Raw genomic sequence first — 15,554 nt, 5'->3', positions numbered from 1 at the left:
TAATCGCATCGGTTGAATCTGCTGATACATTACCGGCAGCTACATGGGTAATTCTTTGTGCACTATCGCTTCCATGACTGGCATCGTATGCACTAATACCGCCATTCCATTGCAGGGCATCCTGATTAAGCGTACTTATATGGTTATTAACGGTATTTAAAGACTCTGTTAATATACTTGCTGAGCTGTCAATACGCGAAGAAAGCGTGTTGATACCAGTATCCGTACTGGTCGACAGACTGGTTAAACTCTCACCTATACCATCAGACAGCTGGCTCAGATGCTCATGTATAGCAGATGACAAACCGGTAACAATCTCTGAAGTGCTGACAAACGAACTGCTCACACCACTTGAAACACTGCCGGAAAATTCTTGGAAATTGTTAGAGATATTTTCTGATAGCGTATCGAACTGCTGAGAAAGTGAACCGGATGCCGTAGTTGCTGAATCTTCTATTGTACTTAAGCTGGAGAGTATTGAACTGCGCCAGGCGGATAAATGACCATCAGACACAGTTGACAGGCTGTGTAACTGAGCACCAATAACGGCATCAGACGAATCTGATGCTATCAGACCGGCAGCTACATTGGTAATTTTTGCCGGATTTTTGGTTGCACGACTGGCATCATAAGCAGCAATATCGCTGTTCCATTGTAATGCATTCTGCTCTAATCCGCTCACCCGGGTATCCAGACCGGCAATGCTGGAAGAAAGCGTACTGACATTAGTATTAATCAAACTGCTTAATGTCGTTGACAAACTACTAAAACGCCCGCTGATATTATCATCCAGTGCATTAAATGTGCTATTGGTGGTATACAGCTGACCTGCAGTAATGGCATCAGTCGAACCGGCATGCAGATCACCTTCAGCTGCGTTCTTAATCAGATGTTTTTCATCCTTCTGACCATGACTGGCATCAAATGCACTCAGTGAGCTGTTCCACTGTAATGCATTTTGATTAAGAATAGCTATTTCATTGTCAGCGGAAATAAATGCAGAGGATACACTTGAGGACAAATGTGTAATATTATTTTCAATATTTTCCCTGTTTTGTACCAACTGCGACAGCTTCGAATCAGCATTATCATATAAAGCTGTGGATAAACTGCTGATACCCGTGCTAAAGCTATTGGATACATCTGTCAGTTTATTTCCCAGATCAGTAATACTGCTGTTAGTGCTGTGTAGCTGTGCACCAATCACTGCATCTGACGAACCTTCATTCAGACTACCAGCTAATACATGAGTAATAATGCCTGGCTTACCACTATGGCTGGCAACATAATTTTTGCCATCCCATTGCACAGCATCATCCTGCAGAGCAGAAATACCGGTATTGATATGAGTCAGATCGGCTGCTGTAGTAGTCTCCAGACTGGTCAGCTGACTCTTAGTTTGCTGCACTTTTTCGGATAAATCAGTTATCGTTTCATCATTTTTTTGAGCGATACTCTGTATGGAGCTGCTAATATTATTTATACCGGTACTTAAACTTGCTCCCAGATTACTGATGGCAGCATCAGTGTTATACAACTGATTACCTGTTACCGCATCTTTTGACCCTTCTTCCAGCCGGCCATCAGCAACATGAGTAATTTTTTGCATTCCGTTTTTACCAAAACTGGCATCATAAGCACCATCGTTCCATTGCAATGCCTGCTGTAATCCAGAAATTTGATTATTTATCTCACCCAGACGAGACTGAGTTCCGGTAGACAGGCTTTCCAGTCCGGGAAAAGATGAATTCTGCATGGCAACTGACAAGCTGCTCAAATTACTGTCCGTAGTACTGATAAACTTAGATGCATTGCTGTCAAACGCAGTAGAAAGTGAATCTATACTGCTATTGGTAGCGAATAACTGCGCACCGGTAACAGCATCGGATGATGTATCATGTAAAATGTCCCCTTTAGCCACATTAGTGATTTTGTTTTTTCCATTATCACCCTGATTATGGCTGGCATCATAAGCTTTTCCATTCCACAATAAACTGTCCTGCTGCAGAGCAGTAATATGCGAGTTAGCTGTCTGTACACCGGAATCCATATTACCATGCACACTATTGATATCTGTAGCAATAGAATTACTCAGACTTGTTTGCGCAGCAGCCAGACTGCTATCAATCTTACCGGAATAAATATTAAACTGATTATCAGATTCTGCTTTCAGATCACTGATTCTGGTATTGGTCCGGTATAACTGCCCTCCGGTTACGGCATCCGTTGAATCGGACTGCAAACTGCCCTCTGCTACATGGGTAATTTTCCCCGTACCATCAGGATTACCGTGACTGGCATCATAAGCGTTCCCGTTCCACAACAACAGATTTTTCTTTAAACCCGCTATTTGATTACCTGCCGTACTCAGACTGCTACTAATGGTATCAGCCAGGCGATTAATTTCAGTATCAGATAAACCATTTAATGAATTTATTGCCTGGTTTACAGCAGCGATACTTGTAGATGCAGACACCGAGAATACATGAATCTGACCCATATTAATCAGATCAGTTGAATTTTCTTTTACCTCGCCGGCCGCTATATTGGTAATGTTCTGGTTTCCCTGCGTACCGTGAGCAGCGCTGTATGCCTTATCTTCACTATTCCACAGTAAAGCATTACTTTGTAAGGCACTGAGACTCGTATTAGAACTGTTTACAAGTTCCATACCGCTTTGCAGCGTATTTTCAGAATATCTGTTCAGTTGTGTCGACAAACTGCTCAGTCCGGTAGCAGTTGAAGCCGTTAAATTATTCAGGGATGTGTTTGTTGAATCTAACTGTGCTCCGGTAACAGCATCAGCTGATGAATCAGTTAAATCAGCCCCGGCTACTCCGGTAATAGCCTGATTTTTTCCGGCACGCTGTGCATTAAAGCTCTTTCCGTCAAACATCAGTACTTGTTGCTGCAATGCCGAAATGTTGCTATTAATCTGACCGACAGAGCGCAAAGCACTTGCTGTCAGTGTACTTACACTGGTATCTGTCTCGGTATTCAGATCATAATACTGACCACCGGTTACCGCATCAGTTGAAGCGAAATCAACAACACCGGCAGAGACATGAGTGATTTTCTGATTTTCATCATTATCACCGTGTCTGGCACGATACACCTTATGAATATCATCCCATTGCAGTGCATCATTTTGTAAAGCAGCGACTTGATTACCTGTATCACTCAGACTTGTTGATAATTTTTCCAGACCGGAAGATTCATACAGTGAGCTGGATAAACTACTGAAACTTGTGCTGACGCTATTGGACAGACTGCTAATATTGGTATTAGTGGCATGTAACTGACCGCCGGTTACAGCATCGGTTGAATCAGCTGCTAACGAACCTTCTGCCACACCTGTTATCTTGTGGTCAGTATTATCATTATCAGCCCTGAATTCGCCTTCAGGCAGACCATTCCATTTTAATATGCCTGTTTGCAGATTATGGATACCGGTAGAAACCGATGTAGAATAACTATCTATACCAGTATTGATTTGGCTGGTTGTAGTATCAACTATATTTTTAGCCTCAGTTGTACCGCTATTAAGCGTACTCAGACCACTATCTATACTGGATGATAAAGAGCTCAGCGACGAATTGGTCGCATAAAGCAGTCTGCCATTAACCAGATCGGTTGAACCGGCGTTGCTGATATCTGCATCAGCTACGTGAATGATTTTACGCGGTGTTTTACCATCATAAATTTTAGCGTCATAGAATCCGCCCTGATCCAGCAGGAGCTTTTTCTGTATAGAAGTAATATTATCTGCTAAAGATGTACTCAGCCGGGAAATATTTTCTCCTACTTCACCAGAAGTAGTCTGATCACCAAACTTCTGCTTTATCTGCGATGAAACAGTACTGATGCTGCTATTAAGCGAATCAAATTTTGCAGGTATTGCAGCAGAACTACTGATGATAGTCTTATCTGCTGCAATCAGATTAGCATCAATACTTGTTGACGCAGACGAAAAAATACCCGGAACTGAAAAGCTCAGATTTTTTAACTGAGCAACATTAACTGCATCCGTAGGGTTGGTACCCGCTGCAACATCTGTAATTTGCCGGGTATTTTTTTGATTTTGTTCAGTATTGTCATTTTGTTTAGTATTGTGATTTTGGGCAGTATTGCCTATGGCAACAGCACCCTTGGTACTTTTCCAGGCAACTATACTTTCCGGATCGCTGTAGGTTGCATGATTATTTGGATTATAGCCGGCAACATCCTGAGCTGTGTCCGCCAGAGAACCGGAGCCCAGAGCAACACCGCCAGACACCGTAGCCACCGCACCAGTACCTATTGCCATAGCATCAGCACCGCTAACAGTGGTTTGATTACCTAGAGCAAGAGCATTATCTGCACTAATGTTGGCTTGATTACCAATTACTGTTGCACCGGTACCTGCAATACCTGTTGAGATACCTACTGTATTATCGCTACCAATAATATGAGCACCGTCGACGGCATTATTGATCACATTGTTGTTACCGAAGATGGCGGTATTGGCTGCCGAAATACCGTCTGTAATAAGGCTCCCCTTCGTATCAAAGTTCCCGCCTGTATTACTGTTACCCAGAGATAAAGTTTTATTTCCTTTAATATGGGTATAGTGTGTTGTTACATTTTTCTGCGTACCGTCAACCGTGTTGTAGGTAGTAGGTGTCTGGGCACTGCCGATAGCAATTGATTGCTCACCATCTACCGCGTTACCGGAACCGATACCGATACTTTGCTTGCCGGCAAGAATATTATCGTTACCAATGGCTACGCTGGAATCCAGTCCTGCATGAGCCCCTACCCCGACACCTACAGCACCGTCAGCATTAGCCCGTGCCTGCAAACCCAGCGCAACACTTCCCACACCATCAGACTGAGCCACAGAACCCAGAGCAACACCGGACACACCGGTAGCTTCAGATGAAATTCCGATCGCATTGGACGCCCGCCCGGAAGCCACAGCTGCCACACCAAATGCCTGAGCTCCGCCGGCAGTAGCGGTAGCATTAACACCAAAAGCCAGGGAATAATTACCTGTTGTTAATGAAGCGCAACCATAGGAAAAAGACCCTACTCCATATGCCAGTGGCATAACATTATTTTCTCCACCAGTATTTTTGTTCTGAAAACCGGCAGTACCGTAATCTTTACCTATAATATTTGTCCAACTGCCAGAGCCCCATTTTTCTGCTTGGGTGGTTGAGCCATACGGTGTATATGTATGAGTATCACCTTTCCTATAATATTCTGCATTCTGTGCAAACCGCAAATATTCTTCTAGTGGGCTAATTCCTTTTTTTCCTGCATTTGAACGACCCTGAACAACATCATGACCACAGTAGTTATCATCGCCTACTATAGAAACTGCACTAAAGCTGGTTTTAGTAGCAGACTTGTTAATAAACGACCCCCAGAGAGAAGTCCGGTCAGCCGCTGCTACTGCATCAGCAGAATACAAAGACATATTGATCAGCGAGGCAAGTAATCCGAGTCTGAAAGTACAAAGACCCATTCTGGCCAACAGGGATGGCTTAGCAGTATCACTGGAAACCGCATTGGCCTTGGTTTTACTTTTTGCTAATTCAGAAGCGGCCACCCAAGTCTGAGTGGATTCGTTCCATATCGCACGATATATTTTATTCAATTGGTTTACTCCTAATTTTTTAAAATCATGCGTTTATCAAAATTACTTTAATAAATTAAAGATAGATTAAAATTAAGTTAAATTATTCATAAATATAACATAAATATTTTAATAAATGCGAATAAATAAATAACATTTTTATACTTAAACACAGGCAAAATCATTTAGAAATCTTAGAAATAAATAAATTTAACTATTTAATTTATATGATTTTTTATATTTTTTATATTACCTATTTATTCCTATACGTTATTTGTTTATTTATTATCAAATGTATTATAAAAGCGACAGTATATTAAATAAGTTAAATTTTAGTAACGATCGATCTGCATCCGTAATGATTTAAATTTTTCTCTTTAAGCTACTATAATATATATAATTTTTGTGACACATTACTTTGTATTTCATTATTATTTATGCTATTAAGATAATATGCTCTTTTGAAAATAGTATTAATTATTAATAATATAATTAAATTATTATGCAATATTTATATATAATAAATCAATATTTTAAAATCTAATTGATTCATATTAAACAAAAGCAAATCATCAATTTAAATAAATTTTTGCGGATAAAATCAAATGCACAGGACTATAGTTGCTATTTCTGCTTTATAAGAGGAATAAACCAACTATCAGAGAGTTAAACCTGCTCTTAAGTTGGAAAACATCAGCCAGGCCTATACATAAAGCATCGGCTAGCGGCAGCAATTGCTGATTTTTAATCAAATTTCAGGGATAAATTTTTATCAGTTACATATGGTATAGCTGATGAAATAAGTAAACTTTGAATAAAACCAACAGTGGAGCAAACAGCACATTTTTCGGTGTATAAATTTTGTATTACTGATTCAAGCCGTGTAATTTAAATAAAACATCTTTTTTTTGCTGCTATCAGATAGGATACGTATCAGTTTAAATAAACCAGAATAAAAAGTTTACAGCTTGTGTATAAATCTGTGGATATCATTCTATAGCAGACAATAAATCCACATATAACTACAAATATCGATCAAATATTCCCGAAGATTTTTCTGATGTTTCAATACTTGCTTTATTGACAGCAAATCATGGTTGCAGTCTCCAAATATCAGATTATATTGTTCTTGTTGTAACTCTTTATTAATAAAATATATTTTTATTATCCAAATTAAGAGAAATTTATCTTTTAGTTATTTCTCCACAGATATCTAATCGCAGGCTTTCTTCTAATAAAACAAGACATATTAAACTTATTCTTTAAGTAGATCACTGATTTTCAATATCTAGTTTCGCTGAATAAGCAAAAAAGTGTTCGTAATAAAACAAAAAATAGGATTATTTACTCTGTAAATTTTTATATTTATCGAATGCTAAGGGTTTTTATATCCATAAATAGTAAAAATATTATCTTTTCTGTCATAAGGTATATTCAGCCGGTTAAGTATTGTCCTGAAAGCTTCTGTTTCATCTAAAACTTCATTTTCCACTAAACGCCCGCGATATTTGCTTAATTGCGGGTATACTTTTATCCATTCAATATTAAATAATGCAGGTATACCTTCATGATAATAATTTGACCAGTCACCTATCCACCAGGGTATTTTTTCAAAAAAAGGTTCTGCAATATCGTCACCATCGGTAACACATCGCAGTATATACGGAGGCGGAAATGATAATTCTTTAACTGCATATTGAAGTTCAAGCCATTTAATGTCATTCATAAATGAAACAAGTTGTCTTTTTGCAATGATGGCAGAAACTTTTATTTTTAGCTTACAGATATAGTTGCTATGGTGACTAATAATAGTTTTATATTCTTCATATAATTCTGTTGCTAAGTTCGGCTTGTTTGAAGACATATATTTCCGGCATTGTATATTTCACACTGATAATTCAACCAAGCATATCAAACGAAAATATTGATGTCAGCACTGACATTTCAGGATACAGATTTGACAGCAGGTTTGTTAAGCCGAACTGATAAATTGGTTAGCAGCGATATCTGCTTATTTTTTAATGTCAAATTAATCGGAACAAGCAATATTACCCAGTAATGACTGAAGTATTTATCTAACCTCAAACACATCATAGGAAATAAGATAAGATACTCAAAAAAACTGTCGGAATGAATATAGCAGCAGACTGATTATCATTACCCATGGACTTATCAAAAGAAGATTTGGAGCGGATAACGGGATTCGAACCCGCCCGAACTGCTTGGGAAGCAGTTATGCTACCACTACATCATATCCGCTCAAAAAACGCTTATTGTAAGTAGGTAATGTTACCGAGAAGTTATTTTATTATAATCTTATTAGTACCAAACAACCAGATATCACTTCTCTCCGGTTTAGAAATTCAGGATTAGGTACAGCAATAGTTAGCATCGCCTATTCAATATTTGTTTGATTTACTGAGAATTGCAACAGATTATTTTCTCCGGCCATTGAAATTTTGACAGATTATTAGGCCTGATTTGAAATTTACTGATCACTGATAGTTAACATCTTTTCTGGGAAAAATTTCAGCATACTTTTAAATAAAATAGGTGCTAAACAGGCCGGAACATAAAAACCATATTTTTAGCCGAAAATCCGGCGACTGTGGATAAATACTGGATAAATGACTATGTGCATACAATCCAGTATTGATGATATCTATCATTTTATATGGTGTCTGTTATCAATAATCGATATCTGAATAATTCATATTTAATTTTGATTATAATTGCTGATAATACACAGTTAATAAAGAATATTCTGATGCTAAAATCCTCTTATTGAAACCTGTTCAAATTTTTCGCATAAAACAGTTTTATACTGATTCCTCAAAATCGTTAATGAATATGCCGATTTATTTTAACTGCTGAGAATGTAATCAAGTTATAGACAGCATTATCCATAGCATCATTTTTATATTTATCCACAGAATCGATTCAGTTACAGTTTTATATTCTTATCATTTTCCTGTGCTAAGCTAAATTTGAATATCATCATAATCAAAATTTATCTTAATAATTTGATAGTGCATACTAATTATCTGGTTTAGCCAAAAAATTAAGTATTCTGTTCGGCTAAACTAAACAGAATACATAATTAAAATATCTGTTGATAAACAGGATAAAATATAAAAATCAGATTTAGTTATCCACAGCTTTCAATGCTTTTGCACCAATATCATGCCGGTATTGCATACCGGCAAATTTTATCGATGCCAGAGCAGTATAAGCTTTGGTTTGTGCAGTTTTGATATCTGCACCTAATCCGACTACACATAATACCCGTCCGCCATGAGTAACCAGTTCATGCCGGGAATTAAACGCTGTACCGGCATGGAAAACTTTTCCGGTTTGATTAGCTTCAGCAATCCCGGAAATTACATCTCCCTTACGCGGATCCTGTGGATAACCAGCCGCCGCCAGTACCACACCAACAGCAGCCTGATCTCGCCATTCAGCGGTCACCGTATCAAGCCGGCCGTCCAGAGCAGCTTCTATCAGCTCCACCAGATCACTTTGTAACCGGCACATAATCGGCTGAGTTTCAGGATCACCAAACCGGCAGTTAAATTCTATGGTATATGGTGCTCCGCTATCATCTATCATCAAACCGGCATACAGAAAGCCGCGATAAGGGTGGCCGTCAGCCTGCATCCCCTTTACTACAGGTAGAATAATTTCATCCATTACCCGCTGATATACAGCTTCAGTCACTACCGGAGCAGGAGAATAAGCACCCATTCCGCCGGTATTCGGACCTTTATCGAAATCAAGCAGGCGTTTGTGATCCTGACTGGTAGCCATAGGTAAAACGTGCTCACCATCCACCATAACAATAAAGCTGGCTTCTTCTCCCTGTAAAAAATCTTCGATTACCACCCGGCTACCGGCAGCACCCATAGCATTGTCCCGCAACATATCATCTACAGCCTGATGAGCTTCGGCCAGTGTCATGGCAACAATCACTCCCTTACCGGCTGCCAGACCATCAGCCTTGATAACAATCGGTGCGCTTTTCTGACTGATATACTGATGAGCAGCTTCAGCATCAGTAAAAGTCTGATAGGCAGCTGTGGGGATACCCGTTCTGGCCATAAACGCCTTAGCAAAATCTTTTGAGCTTTCCAGCTGAGCACAATATTGGCTCGGACCAAAAACAGCCAGACCAGCGGCAGTAAAATCATCCACAATACCCGCTGCCAGTGGTGCTTCCGGACCGACTACTGTAAATGCTATTTGCTGTTCACGACAGAAGGCAATCAACTGCTGATGATCAGTTACAGCAAGGTTGAGCAGCTTTGGTTCTGTTGCAGTACCGGCATTACCCGGAGCAACATAAACCGTATTTACTTTGGGAGACTGTGCCAGACGCCAGGCCAGAGCGTGTTCTCTTCCGCCGCTGCCGATAACCAGTAATTTCATATACCCCTTCTCCAAAATAAGGTGTGTATGCAGCCAGCCGGCTGCGTTTTATAGCATTAACCAGTAATATTCAGTTATCCAGTTTAACATCAATCATCCGCAGCTTGCGTAAAGATGACAGCCCGCTTTCCAGCTGAGCAAGCGGCAGGCGGACAGACAGACAGCACTGCTGCTGCAGATCCTGCTGTATTATCTGTGCCTGCTGCTGCCGGCACCAGCGCATTGCTTCACTCAAATGAGCATAATCACAATAAAGCCATAATTGCCGGCATACATCCAGACAAATTTTATCAGCAGCTTCTATCGCTGCCGCAGTAGCAGATTTATAAGCATGGATCAGCCCGGGCACTCCCAGCAAAGTACCACCAAAATAGCGTATCACTATCACTACAATGTCAGTGATATTCGCAGAATCAATCTGTCCGAGAATCGGCCGGCCGGCACTGCCGGCAGGTTCTCCATCATCATTGGCACGATAACGGTTACCGTCTACGCCCAGACGCCAGGCAAAACAGCAATGACGTGCCTTATGATGCTGTTCCCGCAAAGTTTGCACATACTGGCGAATTTCGGATTCATCCTGCACCGGATAGGCAAAGGCCAGAAAACGGCTGCCTTTATCTTTAAATTCAGCCTGTGCCGGTGCTGCCAGCGTTGTGTACTGATAAATTGTACTCATTTTTCCGCAATAGCCTGCCTGATTGCGGCCGCAAATGCATCAACTTGTTCAGGCGTGGTATCAAAACTGGTCATCCAGCGTACTTCTCCTTTGCTTTCATCCCAGTCATAAAAATGAAACTGCTGATGCAAACGGGCACGAGCATTAGCAGGTAATATTGCAAATATGGCATTTGCCTGAACTTTTTGAGTAACCGATACCTGCTCAATTGCGGTCAGTGATGCAGCCAGCCGCTTTGCCATCAGATTACTGCCGGCGGCCAGATCCAGCCACAGATCGTCTTCCAGCCATGCCAGAAATTGTGCTGAAATAAAACGCATTTTTGCACCAAGCTGAGCATTAATTTTACGCAGATACGGCATAGCAGCATGAGTATCTGCGCGCATACTGATGATACATTCGCCCTGAAGCATACCATTTTTAGTACCGCCCAGATTAAGCATATCCACACCCGTATCAGTAATCATGGTTCTGGCGTCAGTATTTTCCGCTACCAGTGCATTCGCCAGCCGTGCTCCATCCAGATAAAGCTGCATATTATGTTTATGACAATATTCGGCCAGATCACGGATTTCAGCCACACTATAACAAGTACCCAGCTCAGTAGTCTGGCTGATATACACAACTGCCGGCTGAGCACGATGTTCCATTCCAAAACCCCAGGCTTGCCGGGCTACCAGTTGCGGGGTTAATTTACCATCATCAGTAGCAACCGTCAGGAGCTTTACGCCGGCCAGATGTTCAGGCGCCACTCCTTCATCACACTGAATATGTGCACTCTCCGCACAAATCACCGCACCCCAGCGCGGCAACAATGCCTGTAAAGCGGTAACATTGGCTCCGGTTCCGTTAAATACCGGAAAAGCTTCAGCCTGCTCACCAAATAACTGTTTGATTTTCTGTTGCAGAGCAAGCGTATACACATCAGCACCATAAGCAGGCTGATGTCCGCCATTAGCGATTGTCAGTGCCTGGATAATTTTCGGGTGAACACCTGAATAATTATCTGATGCAAAAGCATAACTCTGATTATCATGTAATCGGTTCATTGTTTTAAGCTGAATTTTTTATAAAAGATATCGTAAAAATTGCCTGAATACTGGGTTTATTCAGGCAGTTTATCGGCAATCAGTTACAGCAAACCGGATACTTTCTACCCGTTTGTTTCAAGGTCAAACTGTTGAATAATGTTTCACGTGAAACATTATTCAACAACCATCAGCAATTTAATGTCCGAGAGCCTTCAACTGTTCAAGCAGTTCTGGTACAGCAGTATTTAAATCAGCAACCAGCGCATAATCAGCTACATTAAAAATCGGAGCATCAGCATCTTTATTAATAGCCACAATAACTTTACTGTCTTTCATTCCGGCCAGATGCTGAATGGCTCCTGAAATACCAATAGCAATATATAACTCCGGTGCGACTACTTTCCCTGTCTGCCCTACCTGATAATCGTTCGGAGCATAACCGGCATCCACAGCTGCGCGTGAAGCACCGATAGCTGCATTCAGGGTATCGGCAAGCGGGTTGAGAAGTGCAGCAAAATTTTCAGCACTGCCCAAACCACGTCCGCCACTGACTACCACTTTAGCAGTAGTCAGCTCAGGATGATCTGATTTGGTCAGTTTACGTTCAATAAAACGGCTTAATTCAGGCACAGGAACAGCGGCAACAGATTTAATTGCCGCTTGCCCGCCAGCAGATTCTGCCAGAGCAAATGCGGTAGTCCGGATTGTCAGCAACTGTTTCGATTGTTCACTACGCACTGTTTGCAAAGCATTTCCGACATAAATCGGGTGAACAAAGGTCTGACTGTCGATAATGGCAACAACATCAGAAACAGGGGCACAATCAAGTAAAGCAGCAACACGCGGTAACAAATTTTTACCGAAACAAGTAGCTGCTGCAATAATATGATCATATGAATCAGCAAGTTGCACTACCAGCGGAGCTACTGCTTCCGCCAATACCTGAGCATAGTCAGGAGCATCAGCCAGTAATATTTTTCGTACCCCGCTAATTTGCTGTGCCTGAGCAGCGATACCGGCCACATTGTGCCCGGCTATCAGAATATCAATTTCCCCCAGTTGCTGTGCCGCAGATACAGCATGCAAAGTGGCCTCATCCAGACAGGATTGCTGATACTCAGCAATAATCAATACCGACATTAATATCTCCTTTAAATGACTTTTGCTTCGTGATGCAATCTGTCTGCCAGCTCAGCCACATTTCCAACTCGGATGCCGGCAGCCCGCTCAGCCGGTTCAGTTACCTTTAACTGTACTAACCGCGGGCTGATATCGACACCCAGCTCAGCTACTGTTTTTTTCTCAAGCGGTTTCTTTTTTGCCTGCATAATATTCGGCAGCTTGATATAGCGAGGTTCATTCAGCCGCAAATCAGTACTGATTACAGCAGGTAATTTCAGCGCCAGCTGTTCCTGCCCGCCGTCAATTTCACGGGTAACCAGCACTTCATCTGCTTTAAGCTCTATTTTGCTGGCAAAAGTACCCTGCGCAAGCTGCATTAAAGCGGCAAGCATTTGTGCCGTCTGATTGGCATCATCATCAATTGCCTGCTTACCCAGCAACAACAACTGCGGCTGCTCGGTTTCGGCCACAGCTTTTAATAACTTAGCCACGGCCAGCGGCTCGAGCTTTTCATCTGTTTCAACATGAATGGCACGATCAGCACCCATTGCCAGAGCTGTACGCAAAGTTTCTTCACACTGTTTTACGCCTAAAGATACCACCACCACCTCAGTGGCTTTACCGGCCTCCTTTAAACGCACAGCTTCTTCCACAGCTATTTCATCAAACGGATTCATCGACATCTTCACATTGCCAATATCCACATCTGATTCATCAGGTTTAACACGCACTTTCACGTTGTAATCGACAACACGCTTTACCGCTACCAATATTTTCATCTGAACCACCCTTAGATTAATCATAACCGCTAACCATCAGTGATTACCGGTATTCTGATTGCAGATTAACCACCGCAATACAGATAAATCAGCTAATCAGTGTAATTTAATTATGACTACTCACTTATATTTAACCGGATATAGTAACAGAAATACAGGCAAACTGCCGATAATCAATCTGTAATATCTTTTTGCCAGTCAGAACTGCTGTGAATAACTGTCAGCCGGCCAGTATTAAATCAGACCGGTTATCTGAAGTTTACATTATGGTTTAATAAGCACCAATAAAAATAGAAATATTCATTCACTCTGATTTCTGCTTCTGAAATAAACACAGCTGCCGCTCAGATCCGATAGGAAAATATAGTAATTAACTATTGATAAATCATATATTTAACCACTTCCCTACTCTGTTATATTCAGCCACAGTTCAAATATCAGCTCTCAGTCAGCGACAGAATACCGATTTACCAGTTATATTCCTGAAACAATCAGTCTGATAACCTGTTCTTAAACAGACCAGCAAATAAGAGCTGTTTTTAGCCGGCAATAATTAATTATCCACAGGCAAGATCAGTTTATTTTAATTATTGATAATGTTTTTTTAAATATTTAAAGCCGGCTAACCGGACAGACTAGTATATTCCAAAAGTATCATTTTTTATTCACAAATGCACATCATCCGGATAAACAGGATAAATTTTATACTTATCCGTTAATTTAATTATAAAATTTCATTACAAAATATCAATATGATGATGGTGATATACCATAATTAGGCTACCGGAAAAAACAAAATCAAAAAAAACAATAAACTGAATAATTTATCCACAATTTATATACAGACATATACACCAATTACCGTACAATACAGCTATTCTGATTCAAAATAATGTATATTGCTTTTATGTCTGATTCTGCAGTCAATACCAGTCCGCACTGGATAATCCGTCCGATTGGTTACATTTATTCTCCCTATAAACAAAAATTTGGGGTCGCCCGGCAGCCCGGTCTGGTACCGGCAGCTCAGGCATATATAGAATTATCCACAGAGTTTACTGCCGAATGTGTACGCGGTTTAAGTGATTATGAATATATCTGGATTCAGTTTGTTTTTCATGCCACGATTAAAGATGGCTGGCAACCATTAATTCGTCCTCCAAAACTGGGTGGTAAAGAAAAAAAAGGGGTTTTTGCAACCCGCAGTCCGCACCGGCCCAATCATTTAGGTTTATCACTGGTAAAACTGAAGCGGATTGAATGTAACAAACAGATTCGATTGTATGTAAGCGGTGTGGATTTTCTCGATCAGACACCTGTAATTGATATCAAACCCTATATTCCGTTTGTTGAGGCTAAACCTTATGCACACAGCAGTTTTGCACATGAACGCGAATTACTGACAGTTCACTGGTCACAGTATGCATTAAATCAAATGCAATTTTTTTCATTAGATTCAGAATATTTTCAATTAGTTAATCAAAGTCTGGCTCAAGATCCGCGACCGGTGCATCAGCACCATACAGACAAAGTTTTTGTTATGCATCTGGGTAATTTTGATGTTTTATTTCAATTCAGAGGTAAATCTGTTGAAGTAACCGGATTACGCGAACATATCGGAATTTAGAATTATTATTCAAATAAAAATATAAATAATAAATGGATGAAGACAAAGACGAAGCCATACATCCTGTGGAAAACTTAAAATATCACTATAAATCATATTTTTATTTGTAGATAAGTTATTAAATGCATCTGCGGATGATTTGTGGATTATGTGGATAATTTTTCTGATACTATTGTTTGCTGTGGATAATTAACAGAAATGAATGCTGATAGCAATAATTTATCCACTGTTTGGCAAATTTCATTACCTTTACCAGTGAAATTCGTTACCA

The 15,554-nt window shown here is 40.5% G+C and carries 8 protein-coding genes and 1 tRNA gene; 1 reads left to right on the top strand and 8 read right to left on the bottom strand.

Features of this window, described 5'->3' with window-relative positions; genetic code table 11:
- The 8 genes from GYX91_RS00045 to GYX91_RS00010 all read right to left on the bottom strand — a co-directional run.
- Positions 1 to 5,641 (bottom strand): ESPR-type extended signal peptide-containing protein (locus tag GYX91_RS00045; RefSeq protein ID WP_143557990.1); only part of this gene is annotated, 5,641 nt, incomplete at its 3' end.
- A 1,354-nt stretch (positions 5,642 to 6,995) separates the two neighbouring features.
- Positions 6,996 to 7,484, bottom strand: a complete 489-nt coding sequence (locus GYX91_RS00040; protein WP_100125462.1) for a DUF6678 family protein — start codon at positions 7,482 to 7,484, stop codon at positions 6,996 to 6,998.
- A gap of 321 nt (positions 7,485 to 7,805) precedes the next feature.
- Positions 7,806 to 7,879: transfer RNA gene (locus GYX91_RS00035), tRNA-Gly, on the bottom strand.
- Between the two features lie 885 nt (positions 7,880 to 8,764).
- On the bottom strand, positions 8,765 to 10,045 hold the full coding sequence (purD, locus tag GYX91_RS00030; protein ID WP_100125463.1) for a phosphoribosylamine--glycine ligase: 1,281 nt from the start codon (positions 10,043 to 10,045) through the stop codon (positions 8,765 to 8,767).
- A 70-nt stretch (positions 10,046 to 10,115) separates the two neighbouring features.
- Positions 10,116 to 10,724, bottom strand: a complete 609-nt coding sequence (locus GYX91_RS00025; protein WP_078474291.1) for a YigZ family protein — start codon at positions 10,722 to 10,724, stop codon at positions 10,116 to 10,118.
- On the bottom strand, positions 10,721 to 11,773 hold the full coding sequence (locus GYX91_RS00020) for a low specificity L-threonine aldolase (protein WP_100125464.1): 1,053 nt from the start codon (positions 11,771 to 11,773) through the stop codon (positions 10,721 to 10,723). Before GYX91_RS00020 ends, GYX91_RS00025 begins: the two co-directional genes overlap by 4 nt.
- Before the next feature lie 177 nt (positions 11,774 to 11,950).
- On the bottom strand, positions 11,951 to 12,895 hold the full coding sequence (locus GYX91_RS00015) for an electron transfer flavoprotein subunit alpha/FixB family protein (protein ID WP_174829645.1): 945 nt from the start codon (positions 12,893 to 12,895) through the stop codon (positions 11,951 to 11,953).
- A gap of 11 nt (positions 12,896 to 12,906) precedes the next feature.
- The gene (locus tag GYX91_RS00010) at positions 12,907 to 13,656 is read right to left on the bottom strand and encodes an electron transfer flavoprotein subunit beta/FixA family protein (protein WP_078474288.1); all 750 of its coding nucleotides are present in this window, start codon (positions 13,654 to 13,656) and stop codon (positions 12,907 to 12,909) included.
- Positions 13,657 to 14,563: 907 nt separating this feature from the next.
- Here GYX91_RS00010 and tsaA point away from each other — a divergent pair.
- Positions 14,564 to 15,283, top strand: coding sequence for a tRNA (N6-threonylcarbamoyladenosine(37)-N6)-methyltransferase TrmO (gene tsaA / locus GYX91_RS00005; protein ID WP_084549868.1), 720 nt, complete (start codon positions 14,564 to 14,566; stop codon positions 15,281 to 15,283).
- The last annotated feature ends 271 nt before the right edge of the window (positions 15,284 to 15,554 follow it).

It is taken from the genome of Snodgrassella sp. ESL0304 (assembly GCF_013344995.1).
Classification (GTDB): Bacteria; Pseudomonadota; Gammaproteobacteria; order Burkholderiales; family Neisseriaceae; genus Snodgrassella; species Snodgrassella alvi.
Note: the sequence above shows the minus strand (reverse complement) of the source record. Positions and strands in the feature narration are given on the sequence as shown.

Coding starts and splice junctions, on each gene's coding strand:
- GYX91_RS00040 (WP_100125462.1), bottom strand. CDS start 7,484: ATGTCTTCAAACAAGCCGAACTTAGCAACAGAATTATATGAAGAATAT.
- purD (WP_100125463.1), bottom strand. CDS start 10,045: ATGAAATTACTGGTTATCGGCAGCGGCGGAAGAGAACACGCTCTGGCC.
- GYX91_RS00025 (WP_078474291.1), bottom strand. CDS start 10,724: ATGAGTACAATTTATCAGTACACAACGCTGGCAGCACCGGCACAGGCT.
- GYX91_RS00020 (WP_100125464.1), bottom strand. CDS start 11,773: ATGAACCGATTACATGATAATCAGAGTTATGCTTTTGCATCAGATAAT.
- GYX91_RS00015 (WP_174829645.1), bottom strand. CDS start 12,895: ATGTCGGTATTGATTATTGCTGAGTATCAGCAATCCTGTCTGGATGAG.
- GYX91_RS00010 (WP_078474288.1), bottom strand. CDS start 13,656: ATGAAAATATTGGTAGCGGTAAAGCGTGTTGTCGATTACAACGTGAAA.
- tsaA (WP_084549868.1), top strand. CDS start 14,564: ATGTCTGATTCTGCAGTCAATACCAGTCCGCACTGGATAATCCGTCCG.